The organism is Streptomyces sp. DSM 116793 (genome assembly GCF_057320905.1).
The window spans coordinates 3,779,062-3,792,883 of record NZ_CM170494.1 but is presented as its reverse complement, the minus strand read 5'-3'; the positions used below and the strand labels follow the sequence as shown (position 1 = coordinate 3,792,883).

Below are 13,822 nucleotides of genomic sequence, written 5' to 3'. Positions count from 1 at the left end.
GCGCCGTGCGCGAACCGGTCAACCTGGAAGGTTGTCGAACGGCGCCGTCAGCTGCCGCAGCAACGCCGCAAGCTCACTCCGCTGCGCGCGCGACAACTCCGCGAGCAGCGCCCGCTCCTGCTCCAGCAACCCCGCCAGCGACTCGTCCGCGCGATCCCGCCCGTCGTCCGTGAGGCGGACGAGCACACCGCGCCGGTCGCTGGGGTCCGGCAGCCGCTCGACGAGGCCCTTCTTGGCGAGCCGGTCGATGCGGTTGGTCATGGTGCCCGAGGTGACCAGCGTCTGCGTGAGGAGCTGGCCCGGTGAGAGCTGGTAGGGGGCCCCGGCGCGGCGCAGCGCCGTGAGGACGTCGAACTCCCAGGGCTCCAGACCGTGCTCCGCGAAGGCCAGCCGGCGGGCACGGTCGAGGTGCCGGGCGAGCCTGCTCACCCGGCTGAGCACTTCGAGGGGCTCCACATCGAGGTCCGGGCGCTCCCGGCGCCATGCAGCAACCAGCCGATCGACCTCGTCCTCCATGGAGATCAGTCTAGTCGGTCTGTCGACGTGAAGTCTCTTGACGTCAAGATATGCACCCTGTGAGGATGGCGATGGTCACCCGGACGCCGGTTGCCCGCGGCTCAGGGCTGCCGCAGACCCACGGCCCAGGACGGCCGCGAGGCACCGGGGCCGCCCGGGGCCGTGATCCGCGCCCCACCCGCAAGGAGGCTGCATCCGTCATGCCCAGCACCGTGCCCACCTGGGACCCCGGCCAGTACCTGCGCCATGCGGGGCACCGCGCCCGCCCCTTCGCCGACCTGCTCGCCCGGGTCCCCGACCTGCCCGCCACCGGCGGCCGGCGGCCGGTGATCGCGGATCTGGGGTGCGGCCCCGGCAACGTCACCCGGCTGCTCGCCGAGCGCTGGCCCACCGCCCTGATCACGGGCCTGGACAACTCCGGGGAGATGCTGGAGCGGGCCCGCCGCGAGCACGCGGGCCCCACGCCCGGCGGCGGCCGGATCGAGTTCGCCCACGCGGACGCCCGCACGTGGGTGCCCGACGGACCGCTGGACCTGATCGTCAGCAACGCCACGCTCCAGTGGGTGCCGGGCCACCCGGACTCCTTCCCGGCCTGGCTCGACGCCCTCGCGCCCGGTGGGGTCCTCGCCTTCCAGGTGCCCGGCAACTTCGAGGCGCCCAGCCATGCGCTGATGCGGGAGCTGGCCGTCTCCGAGCGGTGGCGGGGCCGGCTCGGCACGGTGCTGCGACACGCCGACGCGGTGCTGGAGCCCGCCGGCTACCTCGACCGGCTGCTCTCGCTCGGCGCCGACGCCGACGTCTGGGAGACCACGTACCTGCACCTGCTGCCCGGCGAGGACCCCGTGCTCGACTGGGTCAAGGGCACCGGCCTGCGGCCCGTGCTCGCCGCCCTCGCCGACGACCCCGCGGCCACCGACGCCTTCCTCGCCGAGTACCGCGACCTGCTCCGGGCGGCCTACCCGCCCACCCCGCACGGCACGGTGCTGCCGTTCCGGCGGATTTTCGCGGTCGCGGTGCGGCGGAGCACGGAGGCGGAGGCGGAGGCGGCCTCCGGCGCGGGCGGCGCGGGCGGCGCGGGCGCGGGGCGCGGGGCGCGCGGAGGGTGCCGGGTCCGCGGAGGGCGCCGGGCACACCGATGACACCCGCACGGGGGAGGGTGCTCGGTGATGCTGGTCGCCATCGACCATGTGCAGCTCGCCGCACCGCCGGGCTCCGAGGACGCGTTGCGTGCCTTCTACACGGGTGTCCTCGGCATGACGGAGCTGCCGAAGCCGCCGGCGCTCGCGGCGCGCGGCGGCTGCTGGTTCCAGGCCGGCTACGTCCGGCTGCACCTGGGGCTGGAGGCGGACTTCCGCCCCGCGACGAAGGCCCACCCGGGTCTCAGGGTCCGCGACATCGCCGCCTTCGCGGCCCGCCTCGCCGCCCGCGGCGCCCGGATCGCCTGGGACGACGGCCTCCCGGGCCACCGCCGCTTCTACACGGCGGACCCGGTGGGCAACCGCCTGGAGTTCCTGGAGCCGGTCACAGCTCCCTGAGGGCGTCCAGGGAGATGTCGATGTCGATGTCGAACGGAACGCTGATCTTGAGCTGCTCGTGGTGGCTGCCTGTCAGCTGGTACCGCTTGGTCACCGGGTCGCGCTCGTAGACCCGCACCACCGGGTGGCGGTCGGTCCCGGCGGTCTCTACCAGCCAGAAGTGGGGGATGCCTGCCGCCGCGTACTTGGCGGGCTTCGTGTCGCGGTCGCGGGCCTCGGAGTCGGGGGAGACGACTTCCACGGCGAGCACCACGTCTGCGGCCTCGAAGCGGGTCTGCTCCAGATCGACTGCGGCTTCCGCGCGGACGACGGACAGGTCGGGCTCTGGGCCGTTGCGCCGGTCGAGCAGGATGGTCATCTCCCGCTCGACGCGCTGGTAACTCGGCACCGTGCGCCTCAGCCCCTGGACCAGAAGGTCGATCATCTTGCTGTGGAAGCGCCTCTGGGGGCTCACGAAGACCAGACTCCCGTCGATCATCTCTGTGTGCGGCGGGAGGTCCGGCAGCGTGAAAAGGTCGTCCACGGTGTATCCGTCCCGGGGTGGCACCGGCCAGCGGCAAGCCTGCTCGGCGGTCGGCTCGGCAGTCATGATTCCTCCCATGGACAGGATTCTGAGCCTGCTCTTCCACGGTATCGGGCGGAATTCACCGCTGTCACCGCAATGAGTGATCAAGGACGGGTTCGATCGGTGATGTTCGATGGGGGTGGTGCGTGGCGGGCGGCGCGCACCCGGCCGGGCGGACCCCGGCCCCGCGCCCCCGGCCCCCGCGCCCCCGGCCCCCGCGCCCCCGGCCCCCCGCCCCCGGCACCCCGGCACAGAACCTAGGCCTTCCGGTGCCCGATCAGCCGGGGCCGCTGTTCAAGACCGTCCAGGCCGTGCCAGGCCAGGTTCACCAGGTGGGCCGCCACCTCCGCCTTCCTGGGGCGGCGGACGTCCAGCCACCACTGGCCGGTCAGGGCGACCATGCCGACCAGGGCCTGGGCGTACAGCGGTGCGAGCTTCGGGTCGAAGCCGCGGCTCTTGAACTCGCGGCCGAGGATGTCCTCGACCTGTGTGGCGATGTCCGAGATCAGCGAGGCGAAGCTGCCCGTGGACTGCGGGATGGGGGAGTCGCGGACCAGGATGCGGAAGCCGTCCGTGTGCTCCTCGATGTAGTCGAGCAGCGCGAACGCCGCCTGCTCGCACAGCTCACGCGGGTGGCCCGCGGTCAGCGAGCTGGTCACCATGTCCAGCAGCCGCCGCATCTCGCGGTCCACCACCACCGCGTAGAGCCCCTCCTTGCCGCCGAAGTGCTCGTAGACCACCGGCTTGGAGACCCCGGCCTTCGCCGCGATCTCCTCCACCGATGTGCCCTCGAACCCCCGGGCCGCGAAGAGGGTGCGACCGATCACCAGCAACTGCTGACGGCGCTCCGCGCCGGTCATCCGGGTGCGGCGTGGCCGCCGCGGCTTCTCGCTGCTCGGTGTGCTGCTGGAGTCGGTCGCCACACCGTCCATCATGCCGCGTCGGCGGCCCGCCCATCGCCCGGGGAGGCAATCGGCTTGCGGCGGGAGTCGATCCGCGACTGGGACGGCCAGCGCACGTCGTAGGCCCAGCCCAGCTGCTCCATCCAGCGGATGAGGCGCGCCGAGGAGTCGATCTGGCCGCGCATCACGCCGTGCCGGGCGGAGGTGGGATCGGCGTGGTGCAGGTTGTGCCAGGACTCGCCGCAGGAGAGCACCGCCAGCCACCAGACGTTCCCCGACCGGTCGCGGGACTTGAACGGCCGCTTGCCCACCGCGTGACAGATCGAGTTGATCGACCACGTGACATGGTGCAGCAGCGCCACCCGCACCAGCGAGCCCCAGAAGAATGCCGTGAACGCCCCCCACCACGACATCGTCACCAGGCCGCCCACCAGCGGCGGAAGCCCCAGGGACAGCACCGTCCAGAGCACGAACTGCCGGGAGATCCGGCGGATCGCCGGGTCCTTGATCAGGTCGGGCGCGAACTTGTCCTGCGGGGTCTGCTCCTCGTCGAACATCCAGCCGACGTGCGCCCAGTACAGGCCCTTGATCAGCGCCGGCACCGTCTCGCCGTACCGCCACGGCGAGTGCGGGTCACCGTCCGCGTCGGAGAACTTGTGGTGCTTGCGGTGGTCCGCCACCCAGCGCACCAGCGGGCCCTCCACGGCCAGCGACCCCATGATGGCCAGCGCGATCCGCAGCGGCCGCCGTGCCTTGAACGAGCCGTGCGTGAAATAGCGGTGGAAACCGATCGTGATCCCGTGGCAGCCCAGGAAGTAGAAGAAGACGAGCAGGCCCAGGTCGAGCCAGCTCACCCCCCAGCCCCACGCCAGCGGCACCGCGGCGAGCAGGGCGAGGAAGGGGACGGCGATGAAGAGCAGTAGCGTGATCTGCTCGATCGAGCGCTTCTGCTCGCCGCCGAGTGTGGCGGAAGGAAGGGGAGTGTCGGACGGCGCCGGTGAGGCGTCTTCGATCACATCGGAGCTCGTGCTCATGGGCATTCCTGTGGGGTGTCGAGGGCGATGGCAGGTTGCCCGGCCGGAATCCTACGCTTCCGTAACCTACGGCATCGTAAGTATGACAGCGCGTCGCCCGGCAGCAAGAGGCCGGACGGTTGCGCCGCGGCCGAGCCACCTATCCTTGACTCGGTCGGACAGCGTGGTCCGCTCTCTCTTCTTCCCGGGCCCGCGCGGCGCTAGCCGTGGATCAGTGGGACGTCAGCCGGGAATCAGTAAGGAAATACCGGTACAGATCAGTGCGTACCCACTAACAGGGCCGGCACTGAAGACGTGAGACGTGCCTCACCACTGCAAGGAGTCGCACCTGTGAGCAGTGCAGACGACCACGGCCACCGGGCCACCACGCACGGCGCCGGCACCGCCGGTGCCGAACTCCGCGCGGACATCCGCCGACTGGGTGATCTGCTGGGGGAAACCCTCGTACGCCAGGAGGGACCCGAACTCCTGGAACTCGTCGAACGTGTCCGCCGCCTCACCCGCGAAGACGGTGAGGCCGCCGCACGGCTCCTCGGCGAGACCGACCTGCTGACCGCCGCCAAGCTGGTCCGCGCCTTCTCCACCTACTTCCACCTCGCCAACGTCACCGAGCAGGTGCACCGCGGCCGCGAGCTGCGCGCCCGGCGCGCCGCGGAGGGCGGCCAGCTGGCCCGCACCGCCGACCGCCTCAAGGACGCCGACCCCCAGCACCTGCGCGAGACGGTCGGCAATCTCAACGTACGCCCGGTCTTCACCGCGCACCCGACGGAGGCCGCCCGCCGCTCCGTCCTCAACAAGCTCCGCAGGATCGCGGAGCTGCTGGAAACCCCCGTCATCGCGGCCGACCGCCGGCGCCACGACATCCGCCTCGCGGAGAACATCGACCTCATCTGGCAGACCGACGAGCTCCGCGTGACGCGCCCGGAGCCCGCCGACGAGGCCCGCAACGCCATCTACTACCTGGACGAGCTGCACGCCGGCGCCGTCGGCGACGTCCTGGAGGACCTCACCGCGGAGCTGGAGCGCGTCGGCGTCAAGCTCCCCGACGACACCCGTCCGCTCACCTTCGGCACCTGGATCGGCGGCGACCGCGACGGCAACCCGAACGTCACGCCCGACGTCACCTGGGACGTTCTGATCCTCCAGCACGAGCACGGCATCAATGACGCCCTGGAACTCGTCGACGAGCTGCGCAATTTCCTGTCCAACTCCATCCGCTACACCGGCGCCACGGACGAGCTGCTCGCCTCGCTCCAGTCCGACCTCGACGGGCTCCCCGAGATCAGCCCCCGCTACAAGCGCCTCAACGCGGAGGAGCCCTACCGCCTGAAGGCCACCTGCATCCGGCAGAAGCTCGCGAACACCAAGAAGCGCCTCGCCAAGCGCACCCCGCACAAGCCGGGCCGTGACTACCTCGGCACCGCCGAGCTGCTGCACGACCTCACCCTGATCCAGACCTCCCTGCGCGAACACCGCGGCGGCCTCTTCGCGGACGGCCGGATGAACCGCATCATCCGCACCCTCGCCGCGTTCGGCCTCCAGCTCGCCACCATGGACGTCCGCGAGCACGCCGACGCCCACCACCACGCCCTGGGCCAGCTCTTCGACAGACTCGGCGAGGAGTCCTGGCGGTACGCGGACATGCCGCGCGAGTACCGCAGCAAGCTGCTCGCCAAGGAGCTGCGCTCCCGCCGGCCGCTGGCTCCGACCCCGGCGCCGCTGGACGCGGCCGGTGAGAAGACGCTCGGGGTCTTCCACACCGTCCGCCGCGCGCTGGACGTCTTCGGGCCCGAGGTGATCGAGTCGTACATCATCTCGATGTGCCAGGGCGCCGACGACGTCTTCGCCGCCGCCGTGCTCGCCCGCGAGGCCGGCCTGCTCGACCTGCACGCCGGCTGGGCGAAGATCGGCATCGTGCCGCTGCTGGAGACCACGGAGGAGCTGCGCGCCGCCGACGTCATCCTCGACGAGATGCTGGCCGACCCCTCCTACCGGCGTCTCGTCGCGCTCCGCGGCGACGTCCAGGAGGTCATGCTCGGCTACTCGGACTCCTCCAAGTTCGGCGGCATCACCACCAGTCAGTGGGAGATCCACCGCGCCCAGCGCCGGCTGCGTGACGTGGCGCACCGCTACGGCGTGCGCCTCAGGCTCTTCCACGGCCGCGGCGGCACCGTCGGCCGCGGCGGCGGCCCCTCGCACGACGCCATCCTCTCCCAGCCGTGGGGCACCCTGGAGGGCGAGATCAAGGTCACCGAGCAGGGCGAGGTCATCTCCGACAAGTACCTGGTGCCCTCGCTCGCCCGGGAGAACCTGGAGCTGACGGTCGCGGCCACCCTCCAGGCGTCCGCGCTGCACACCGCCCCGCGGCAGTCCGTCGAGGCGCTGGCCCGCTGGGACGCCGCCATGGACGTGGTCTCCGACGCGGCGCACGCCGCCTACCGGCGCCTCGTCGACGACCCCGACCTGCCCGCGTACTTCTTCGCCTCCACCCCCGTCGACCAGCTCGCCGACCTGCACCTGGGCTCCCGGCCCTCGCGCCGTCCCGACTCCGGCGCGGGGCTCGACGGGCTGCGCGCCATCCCGTGGGTGTTCGGCTGGACCCAGTCGCGGCAGATCGTGCCGGGCTGGTTCGGCGTGGGCTCCGGCCTCAAGGCGCTCAGGGAGGCCGGGCTCGACCCGGTGCTCGACGAGATGCAGGAGCACTGGCACTTCTTCCGCAACTTCGTCTCCAACGTCGAGATGACCCTCGCCAAGACGGACCTGCGGATCGCCCGGCACTACGTCGACACCCTCGTCCCGGAGGAGCTGCGGCACGTCTTCGAGACGATCGAGGCCGAGCACGAGCTGACGGTCGCCGAGGTGCTGAAGATCACCGGCGGGGAGAGGCTGCTGGACACCCAGCCGGTGCTCCAGCAGACCTTCGCCATCCGCGATGCCTACCTGGACCCCATCTCCTACCTGCAGGTCTCCCTGCTCGCCCGGCAGCGGGCCGCCGCCGCCCGCGGCGAGGAGCCCGACCCGCTGCTCGGCCGCGCCCTGCTGCTCACGGTCAACGGCGTGGCCGCGGGGCTGCGGAACACGGGCTGACGCCCCGCCTGACGCTTCGGGTGCACGGATCGTCAAGGAACCGTGCACCCGACGTCAAGGACAGCGCGCCTCGGGACCGGCATCCTCGTACAGACGGGGGCGGCCCGTGGAGACCTCGTGAGGGGGATATCCGAACGCAGGGGGAACGCGCGGAAACCGCGGGCCGGCCGCCATGGCAGCGGGATCGTGCACCGAACCGCTGCGGGACCCGGTGTCCCGGCGTGCGTACGCCGTCGCCTGCCGGCCGCTGCGCTGATGGGGGTCAGCGCGCGTGGGGGCGGTAGCCGCGAGGACGGCGGACACCGGAAGGGGAGCGGCGGGCGGGGTCTCGCACCGGCCCGCCCGTCGCTTTCGTCTCCGTCGCCGGTCACCCGGCCCACCTGCTCGGGCCGACCCTCGGCCTGCCCAGAGGGCCTGCTCGGGCCGAGCCCCGGCCTACCTGGGGTGGGGGGCTGTGTTCGGTATGCGCGGCTGCGCTGCGGGGGTGTGACGAGCTGCGAGGGGGCCGTCCGGTCGTCACCGTCCCGAGGGGGTGGTCTCCGCCGGCGTCGGAACACCGGCCGGCGTCACAGCGTGACGGCCGCCGCCCCCAGCAGGGCCAGGCCCAGGAAGCCCGTCGCCCAGGCGGTCCTGCGGAGTCCGAGGCCGCCCGCGACCATCACCGCCGCGAGCAGCAGGGCGCCCCCCAGCGGCAGGCACGCCCGGACCAGGCCCGCCCAGCCGGCCCGGACCACCTCGTCGCCGTGGGCCGTCACCACCGGCACCTTCGTGCCCTTGTGCATGCCCACCGTCTCCTTGAGGACCACGGTGTCCCGGGGCGCCGCGCCGGGGGACGCGGGGGCGTACATGCCGGTGCAGCGGTCGTCGGAGCAGTGGGTGACGGTCATGGTGCCGCGCCCCGCGGTGGCCATCGCCGCCCGGGCCGGATGCCAGGACGCCCGGACTCCCGCGGCGACCACCAGCACGATCAGGAGGGCCAGCAGAAGGTGCCGGGCCAACAGCAGGAGACCGTACGCGCTCTCGCCGGCCCTGCGCACCCGGCTCCGTCTGAGGACCGGGCCGACGCGGGACGAGGTGCGCGTGCGGGCCATGGCGGCGATCCTTGGCCATGGGTGGGGACCCGGTCAACCGCCGTGGTACGGCTCGCGGCAAGTGCGGTGAGAGATCACCTGTGAGCGGAGTCGTCAGGAGTTGTGCGGGTGTCGGTCAGGAGTTGTACGTGCCTTGTGCGCGTTCCAGCCCCTCGATGACCAGGCACTCCACCGCGTCCGCCGCCCGGTCGACGAAGTAGTCGAGCTCCTTGCGCTCGGCCGACGAGAAGTCCTTCAGCACGAAGTCGGCCACCTGCATCCGCCCCGGCGGCCGTCCGATGCCGAACCGCACCCGGTGGTAGTCGGGGCCCATCGCCTTCGTCAGGGACTTGAGGCCGTTGTGGCCGTTGTCGCCGCCGCCGAGCTTCAGCCGCAGCGTGCCGTAGTCGATGTCCAGCTCGTCGTGGACGGCGACGATGCGCTCCGCCGGGATCTTGTAGAAGTCGCGCAGGGCCGCCACCGGGCCGCCGGAGAGGTTCATGTACGACAGCGGCTTGGCGAGCACCACCCGGCGGCTGCCGGGTCCCTGCGGTCCGATGCGGCCCTCCAGCACCTGGGCCTGCGCGCGGGCAGCCCGTTTGAACACTCCGCCGATCCGCTCGGCCAGCAGGTCGGCCACCATGAAGCCGACGTTGTGCCGGTTGCCCGCGTACCCGGGGCCCGGGTTGCCCAGACCCACCACCAGCCAGGCCCCGCCGCCGTCCACCATCCCCGGACCTCCTCGCCATGCGGAAGCAGCCGCCCCGGGGAGGGCGGCTGCTGATACCTCGTCATCGTGCCGGGTGTGGCGCGACGGGTCGCGCCACACCGGTTCCGGGCCACCGCGGCCCGGCCGGGAGTCAGGCTCCTGAGCAGGGGACCGGCTCCCGGAAGTGGGACCGGCTCCCGGAAGGGAATCGGCTCCCGGAAGGAGATCGGGCTCCGGGAAGGAGGTCAGGCCTCCTCGCCCGCCTCGCCCTCCTCGGCGCCCTCCGCCGGGGCCTCCTCGGCCTGCGCGGACAGCACCTGGAGGACGACGGTGTCCTCCTCCACGCCCAGCGAGACGCCGGCCGGCAGCGGGATGTCCTTGGCCAGGACGGCGTCACCGGACGCCAGGCCCTCGATGGAGACGGTCACCGACTCCGGGATGTGGGTGGCCTCGGCCTCGACGGGCAGGGCGTTCAGCACGTGCTCCAGGAGGTTGCCGCCGGGGGCCAGGTCGCCCTCGGTGTGCACGGGGATCTCGACGCTGACCGTCTCGCCCCGGCTCACCAGGAGCAGGTCGACGTGCTCCAGGAAGCCCTTCATCGGGTCACGCTGGACCGCCTTCGGGATCGCCAGCTGGTTCCTGCCCTCGATGTCCAGGGCGATCAGGACGTTGGGGGTACGCAGCGCGAGCAGCAGCTCATGGCCGGGCAGTGTGATGTGCACCGGGTCGGCACCGTGGCCGTAGAGCACACCGGGCACCTTGTCGGCGCGGCGGATGCGGCGCGCGGCCCCCTTGCCGAACTCGGTACGGGGCTCGGCGGCGAGCTTCACCTCGGGCATCTGCACTCCTCGTAACTCGGACGTCGTGGGACGTCATCCAGTGGTCTTGAGCGGGTTCCCCTGCCCGAACGAGCCTGGGAAGGTCACCCGGCCACACGACTGGCCTGCTACGAAGAGCGCGTCGATAACGGACCGCCGCGGCCATCCCGGCCACGGCCTCCCTCGCCGAGCAACGCCTTCAGGGTACCCGAACGTCCGGGGCACCCCCTTACCCCCAGGGGCGCGGGGAACTGCGCGGCCCGCCCCCACCGGGCGGGTGGGGGCGGGAACGGGACCGTAAGGGGCTCGGCCCGGTGGCCGCCGCGGGCGTGCCGCGCCGGGCGCGCAGTTCCCCGCGCGCCCCCTTTGCGGGACGCTTTGGGGGACGGGGGCGCTGCCCCCCCGTCCGGCCCGGGGCGCTGCCCCCATCCGGGCCGGGGGCGCTGCCCCCCATCCGGGCCGACGCCGGCCCCAGGTCCGTGGGCCGGGGCGCCGCCCCGGCCCTACTGCTCCTCGAAGAGGCTGGTGACGGAGCCGTCCTCGAAGACCTCCCGGACCGCCGTGGCGATCGTCGGCGCGATGGAGAGCACCGTGATCTTGTCCAGCTCCAGCTCGTTCGGCGTCGGCAGTGTGTTGGTGAAGACGAACTCGCTGACCTTCGAGTTCTTCAGCCGGTCCGCCGCGGGACCGGACAGCACCCCGTGCGTCGCCGTCACGATCACGTCCTCGGCGCCGTGCGCGAAGAGCGCCTCCGCGGCGGCGCAGATCGTCCCGCCGGTGTCGATCATGTCGTCGACCAGGACGCAGACCCGGCCCTCCACGTCGCCGACCACCTCGTGCACCGTGACCTGGTTGGCCACGTCCTTGTCCCGGCGCTTGTGGACGATGGCCAGGGGTGCGCCGAGGCGGTCGCACCAGCGGTCCGCGACGCGCACCCGTCCGGCGTCCGGCGAGACCACCGTCAGCTTGTCCCTGTCCACCTTCGCGCCGACGTAGTCGGCCAGGATGGGCAGTGCGAAGAGGTGGTCCACGGGGCCGTCGAAGAAGCCCTGGATCTGGTCGGTGTGCAGGTCCACCGTGAGGATCCGGTGGGCGCCGGCGGTCTTCATCAGGTCGGCCACCAGCCGGGCGGAGATCGGCTCCCGGCCCCGGTGCTTCTTGTCCTGCCGCGCGTATCCGTAGAACGGCACGATCACCGTGATGCTCCGCGCGGAGGCCCGCTTCAGAGCGTCGATCATGATGAGCTGCTCCATGATCCACTTGTTGATCGGGGCCGTGTGGCTCTGGATCAGAAAGCAGTCCGCCCCGCGGGCGGACTCCTGATAGCGGACGTAGATCTCACCGTTGGCGAAGTCGAAGGCCTTCGTCGGCACCATCCCGACACCGAGCTGGTGCGCCACCTCCTCGGCGAGGTCGGGGTGGGCGCGGCCGGAGAAGAACATGAGTTTCTTCTCGCCCGTTGTCTTGATCCCGGTCACAGCACTGTCTCCTCGGCGTGTCTCAGGGTTGTCAGCCGCTGCACCCGCACGCGTCCCTCAAGCGACGAGCCAGCCGCGGTGTCTTCAGGGGACGCCCCCAAGCCCCCGCGTTTGTGCACGTAACACGGTACGCCGCCATTGGCGCACCTATTTCCCGACAGTTCCCTGGATGCTTCCGGCCACATCCGACCGGTCCTGGGCAGCACGCGGTGCCCCGGAGTCACCCGGGGCACCGGACCGCCGATCCGGACCACCCGATGGCCGGAGGTCAGACGCCGTCGTCCGACCCGCTCCCGGCGCCGCCCGCGCTCCGGGCCGCCTCCGTCTGCCCGGCGCCCGCGGGCGCCGGGGGCTGATGTGCCGTGCCCGCCGCCGCGGCCTCGGCGGCCTCGGCCGCCTTCGCCGCCGCGCTGCCCGGCCGCTTCCGTGCCACCCAGCCGTCGATGTTGCGCTGCTGGGCGCGGGCCACCGCCAGGGAGCCCGGCGGCACGTTCTTGGTGATCACCGACCCCGCGGCCGTGTACGCGCCGTCGCCGACCGTCACCGGGGCCACGAACATGTTGTCCGAGCCCGTGCGGCAGTGGGAGCCCACCGTGGTGTGGTGCTTCTCCTGGCCGTCGTAGTTCACGAAGACGCTGGCCGCGCCGATGTTGGTGAAGTCGCCGATGGTGGCGTCGCCCACGTAGGACAGGTGCGGCACCTTGGTGCCCTCGCCGACCGTCGCGTTCTTCATCTCCACGTAGGTGCCGGCCTTCGCCTTCGGGCCCAGCCGGGTGCCCGGGCGCAGGTACGCGTACGGGCCCACCGACGCGCCCGCGCCCACCTCGGCGGTGTCCGTGACGGCCGTGTGCACCCGGGCGCCGGGGCCCACCAGGGTGTCGGTGAGCCGGGCGTTGGGGCCCACCTCGCAGCCCTCCGCGAGGTGGGTGGTGCCCAGCAGCTGGGTGCCGGGGTGCACCAGCACGTCCTGGCCGAAGGTGACGCCGACGTCCACCCAGGTCGACGCGGGGTCCACGACCGTGGCACCGGCGAGCATGGCGCGCTCCAGCAGACGGTCGTTCAGGATCCGGCGGGCCTCGGCGAGCTGGACGCGGTTGTTGATCCCCGCGATCTCGCGGTGGTCGGCGGCCACCGCGGCGCCCACCCGGTGCCCCTGCGCGCGCAGGATCCCCAGCACGTCGGTCAGGTACTCCTCGCCCTGGCTGTTGTCCGTGCGCACCTGCCCGAGCGCCTCGGCGAGCAGCCGGCCGTCGAACGCGAAGACGCCGGAGTTGATCTCCCGGATCTCCCGCTGCCGCTCGGTCGCGTCCTTGTGCTCCACGATCTCCAGCACCGCGCCCGAGGCCTCGTCGCGGATGATCCGGCCGTAGCCGGTGGCGTCCGGGACCCGCGCCGTGAGCACCGTCACGGCATTCGCGTCCGCGGTGTGCGTCTCGGCCAGCCGCCGAAGCGTTTCCCCGGTGAGCAGCGGGGTGTCGCCGCACACCACGACGACGGTGCCGGCCACGTCGGGGACTGGTCCCGAGCCGTTCGCCGCCGCGCCGGACGGGTCGCCCAGCTCGGCGAGGGCCACCCGCACGGCGTGGCCGGTGCCGCGCTGCTCGTGCTGGACGGCGGTCCTGGCCGCCGGGTCCACCTCGGCGCAGTGCGCCACCACCTGCTCGCGGGCGTGGCCCACCACCACGACCACCTGCTCGGGCCCCAACTCCCGCGCCGCCGCCAGCACGTGTCCGATCAGCGAGCGGCCGCAGAGGTCGTGCAGGACCTTGGGGGTCGCCGACTTCATCCGGGTGCCCTCACCCGCGGCGAGGACGACGACGGCTGCCGGCGGGTTCTCCCCTGTTCGAGCGGAGCCGAGAACTCGGGGATCGATGGCGCTCACAAGACTGCCCTTCGGCTGGGGTGCGGGGGACGTCCAGGGTGTTTCGGCTGGGGACATCCGCAGGATACCGGGGCGAAGGGGGCCCGAAACGGAAGCGGGTCCCGACCAGAGGTCGGGACCCGGAGAGCGCGGCTCCCCCGCCAGGATTCGAACCTGGACATACGGCACCAAAAACCGCAGTGCTGCCAGTTACACCACAGGGGAATGGACCCCACTAAACCCGACA

12 protein-coding genes and 1 tRNA gene are annotated in these 13,822 nt (G+C 72.3%); 3 read left to right on the top strand and 10 right to left on the bottom strand.

Features of this window, described 5'->3' with window-relative positions:
* Positions 1-18: 18 nt before the first annotated feature.
* On the bottom strand, positions 19-516 hold the full coding sequence (locus ACSMXW_RS14690) for a MarR family winged helix-turn-helix transcriptional regulator (RefSeq protein ID WP_485806772.1): 498 nt from the start codon (positions 514-516) through the stop codon (positions 19-21).
* Positions 517-716: 200 nt separating this feature from the next.
* On the opposite strand from ACSMXW_RS14690, the gene ACSMXW_RS14685 reads away from it, so the two are divergent.
* Positions 717-1,655: a trans-aconitate 2-methyltransferase gene (locus ACSMXW_RS14685; protein WP_485806770.1), complete on the top strand. Its 939-nt coding sequence runs from the start codon at positions 717-719 to the stop codon at positions 1,653-1,655.
* A 27-nt stretch (positions 1,656-1,682) separates the two neighbouring features.
* Positions 1,683-2,051, top strand: a complete 369-nt coding sequence (locus ACSMXW_RS14680; RefSeq protein WP_485806769.1) for a VOC family protein — start codon at positions 1,683-1,685, stop codon at positions 2,049-2,051.
* Here the strand turns inward: ACSMXW_RS14680 and ACSMXW_RS14675 are convergent.
* From ACSMXW_RS14675 to ACSMXW_RS14665, 3 genes are all read right to left on the bottom strand, one after another.
* Positions 2,038-2,640 (bottom strand): Uma2 family endonuclease, encoded by a 603-nt coding sequence (locus tag ACSMXW_RS14675; RefSeq protein ID WP_485806767.1) that lies wholly within the window; start codon positions 2,638-2,640, stop codon positions 2,038-2,040. The two genes, ACSMXW_RS14680 and ACSMXW_RS14675, sit on opposite strands and share 14 nt — an antisense overlap.
* A gap of 233 nt (positions 2,641-2,873) precedes the next feature.
* On the bottom strand, positions 2,874-3,551 hold the full coding sequence (locus ACSMXW_RS14670) for a TetR family transcriptional regulator (RefSeq protein ID WP_485806765.1): 678 nt from the start codon (positions 3,549-3,551) through the stop codon (positions 2,874-2,876).
* Positions 3,548-4,552, bottom strand: a complete 1,005-nt coding sequence (locus ACSMXW_RS14665) for an acyl-CoA desaturase (protein WP_485806764.1) — start codon at positions 4,550-4,552, stop codon at positions 3,548-3,550. The genes ACSMXW_RS14670 and ACSMXW_RS14665 overlap by 4 nt, the downstream gene beginning before the upstream one ends.
* A 330-nt stretch (positions 4,553-4,882) precedes the next feature.
* On the opposite strand from ACSMXW_RS14665, the gene ppc reads away from it, so the two are divergent.
* Positions 4,883-7,639: a phosphoenolpyruvate carboxylase gene (gene ppc, locus ACSMXW_RS14660; RefSeq protein ID WP_485806763.1), complete on the top strand. Its 2,757-nt coding sequence runs from the start codon at positions 4,883-4,885 to the stop codon at positions 7,637-7,639.
* A gap of 566 nt (positions 7,640-8,205) precedes the next feature.
* On the opposite strand, the gene ACSMXW_RS14655 is transcribed toward ppc, so the two are convergent.
* From ACSMXW_RS14655 to ACSMXW_RS14630, 6 genes are all read right to left on the bottom strand, one after another.
* Entirely contained in the window at positions 8,206-8,730 is a 525-nt protein-coding gene (locus tag ACSMXW_RS14655; protein WP_485806761.1) for a hypothetical protein, read from the bottom strand.
* A 115-nt stretch (positions 8,731-8,845) separates the two neighbouring features.
* Positions 8,846-9,439, bottom strand: coding sequence for an aminoacyl-tRNA hydrolase (gene pth / locus ACSMXW_RS14650; RefSeq protein ID WP_485806759.1), 594 nt, complete (start codon positions 9,437-9,439; stop codon positions 8,846-8,848).
* A 224-nt stretch (positions 9,440-9,663) separates the two neighbouring features.
* The gene (locus tag ACSMXW_RS14645) at positions 9,664-10,257 is read right to left on the bottom strand and encodes a 50S ribosomal protein L25/general stress protein Ctc (RefSeq protein ID WP_485806758.1); all 594 of its coding nucleotides are present in this window, start codon (positions 10,255-10,257) and stop codon (positions 9,664-9,666) included.
* 482 nt (positions 10,258-10,739) lie between these two features.
* The gene (locus ACSMXW_RS14640; RefSeq protein WP_485806756.1) at positions 10,740-11,714 is read right to left on the bottom strand and encodes a ribose-phosphate diphosphokinase; all 975 of its coding nucleotides are present in this window, start codon (positions 11,712-11,714) and stop codon (positions 10,740-10,742) included.
* Positions 11,715-11,982: 268 nt separating this feature from the next.
* Positions 11,983-13,653, bottom strand: a complete 1,671-nt coding sequence (glmU, locus tag ACSMXW_RS14635) for a bifunctional UDP-N-acetylglucosamine diphosphorylase/glucosamine-1-phosphate N-acetyltransferase GlmU (RefSeq protein WP_485806754.1) — start codon at positions 13,651-13,653, stop codon at positions 11,983-11,985.
* A gap of 75 nt (positions 13,654-13,728) precedes the next feature.
* Positions 13,729-13,800 (bottom strand) — tRNA-Gln (locus ACSMXW_RS14630).
* Positions 13,801-13,822: the final 22 nt, after the last annotated feature.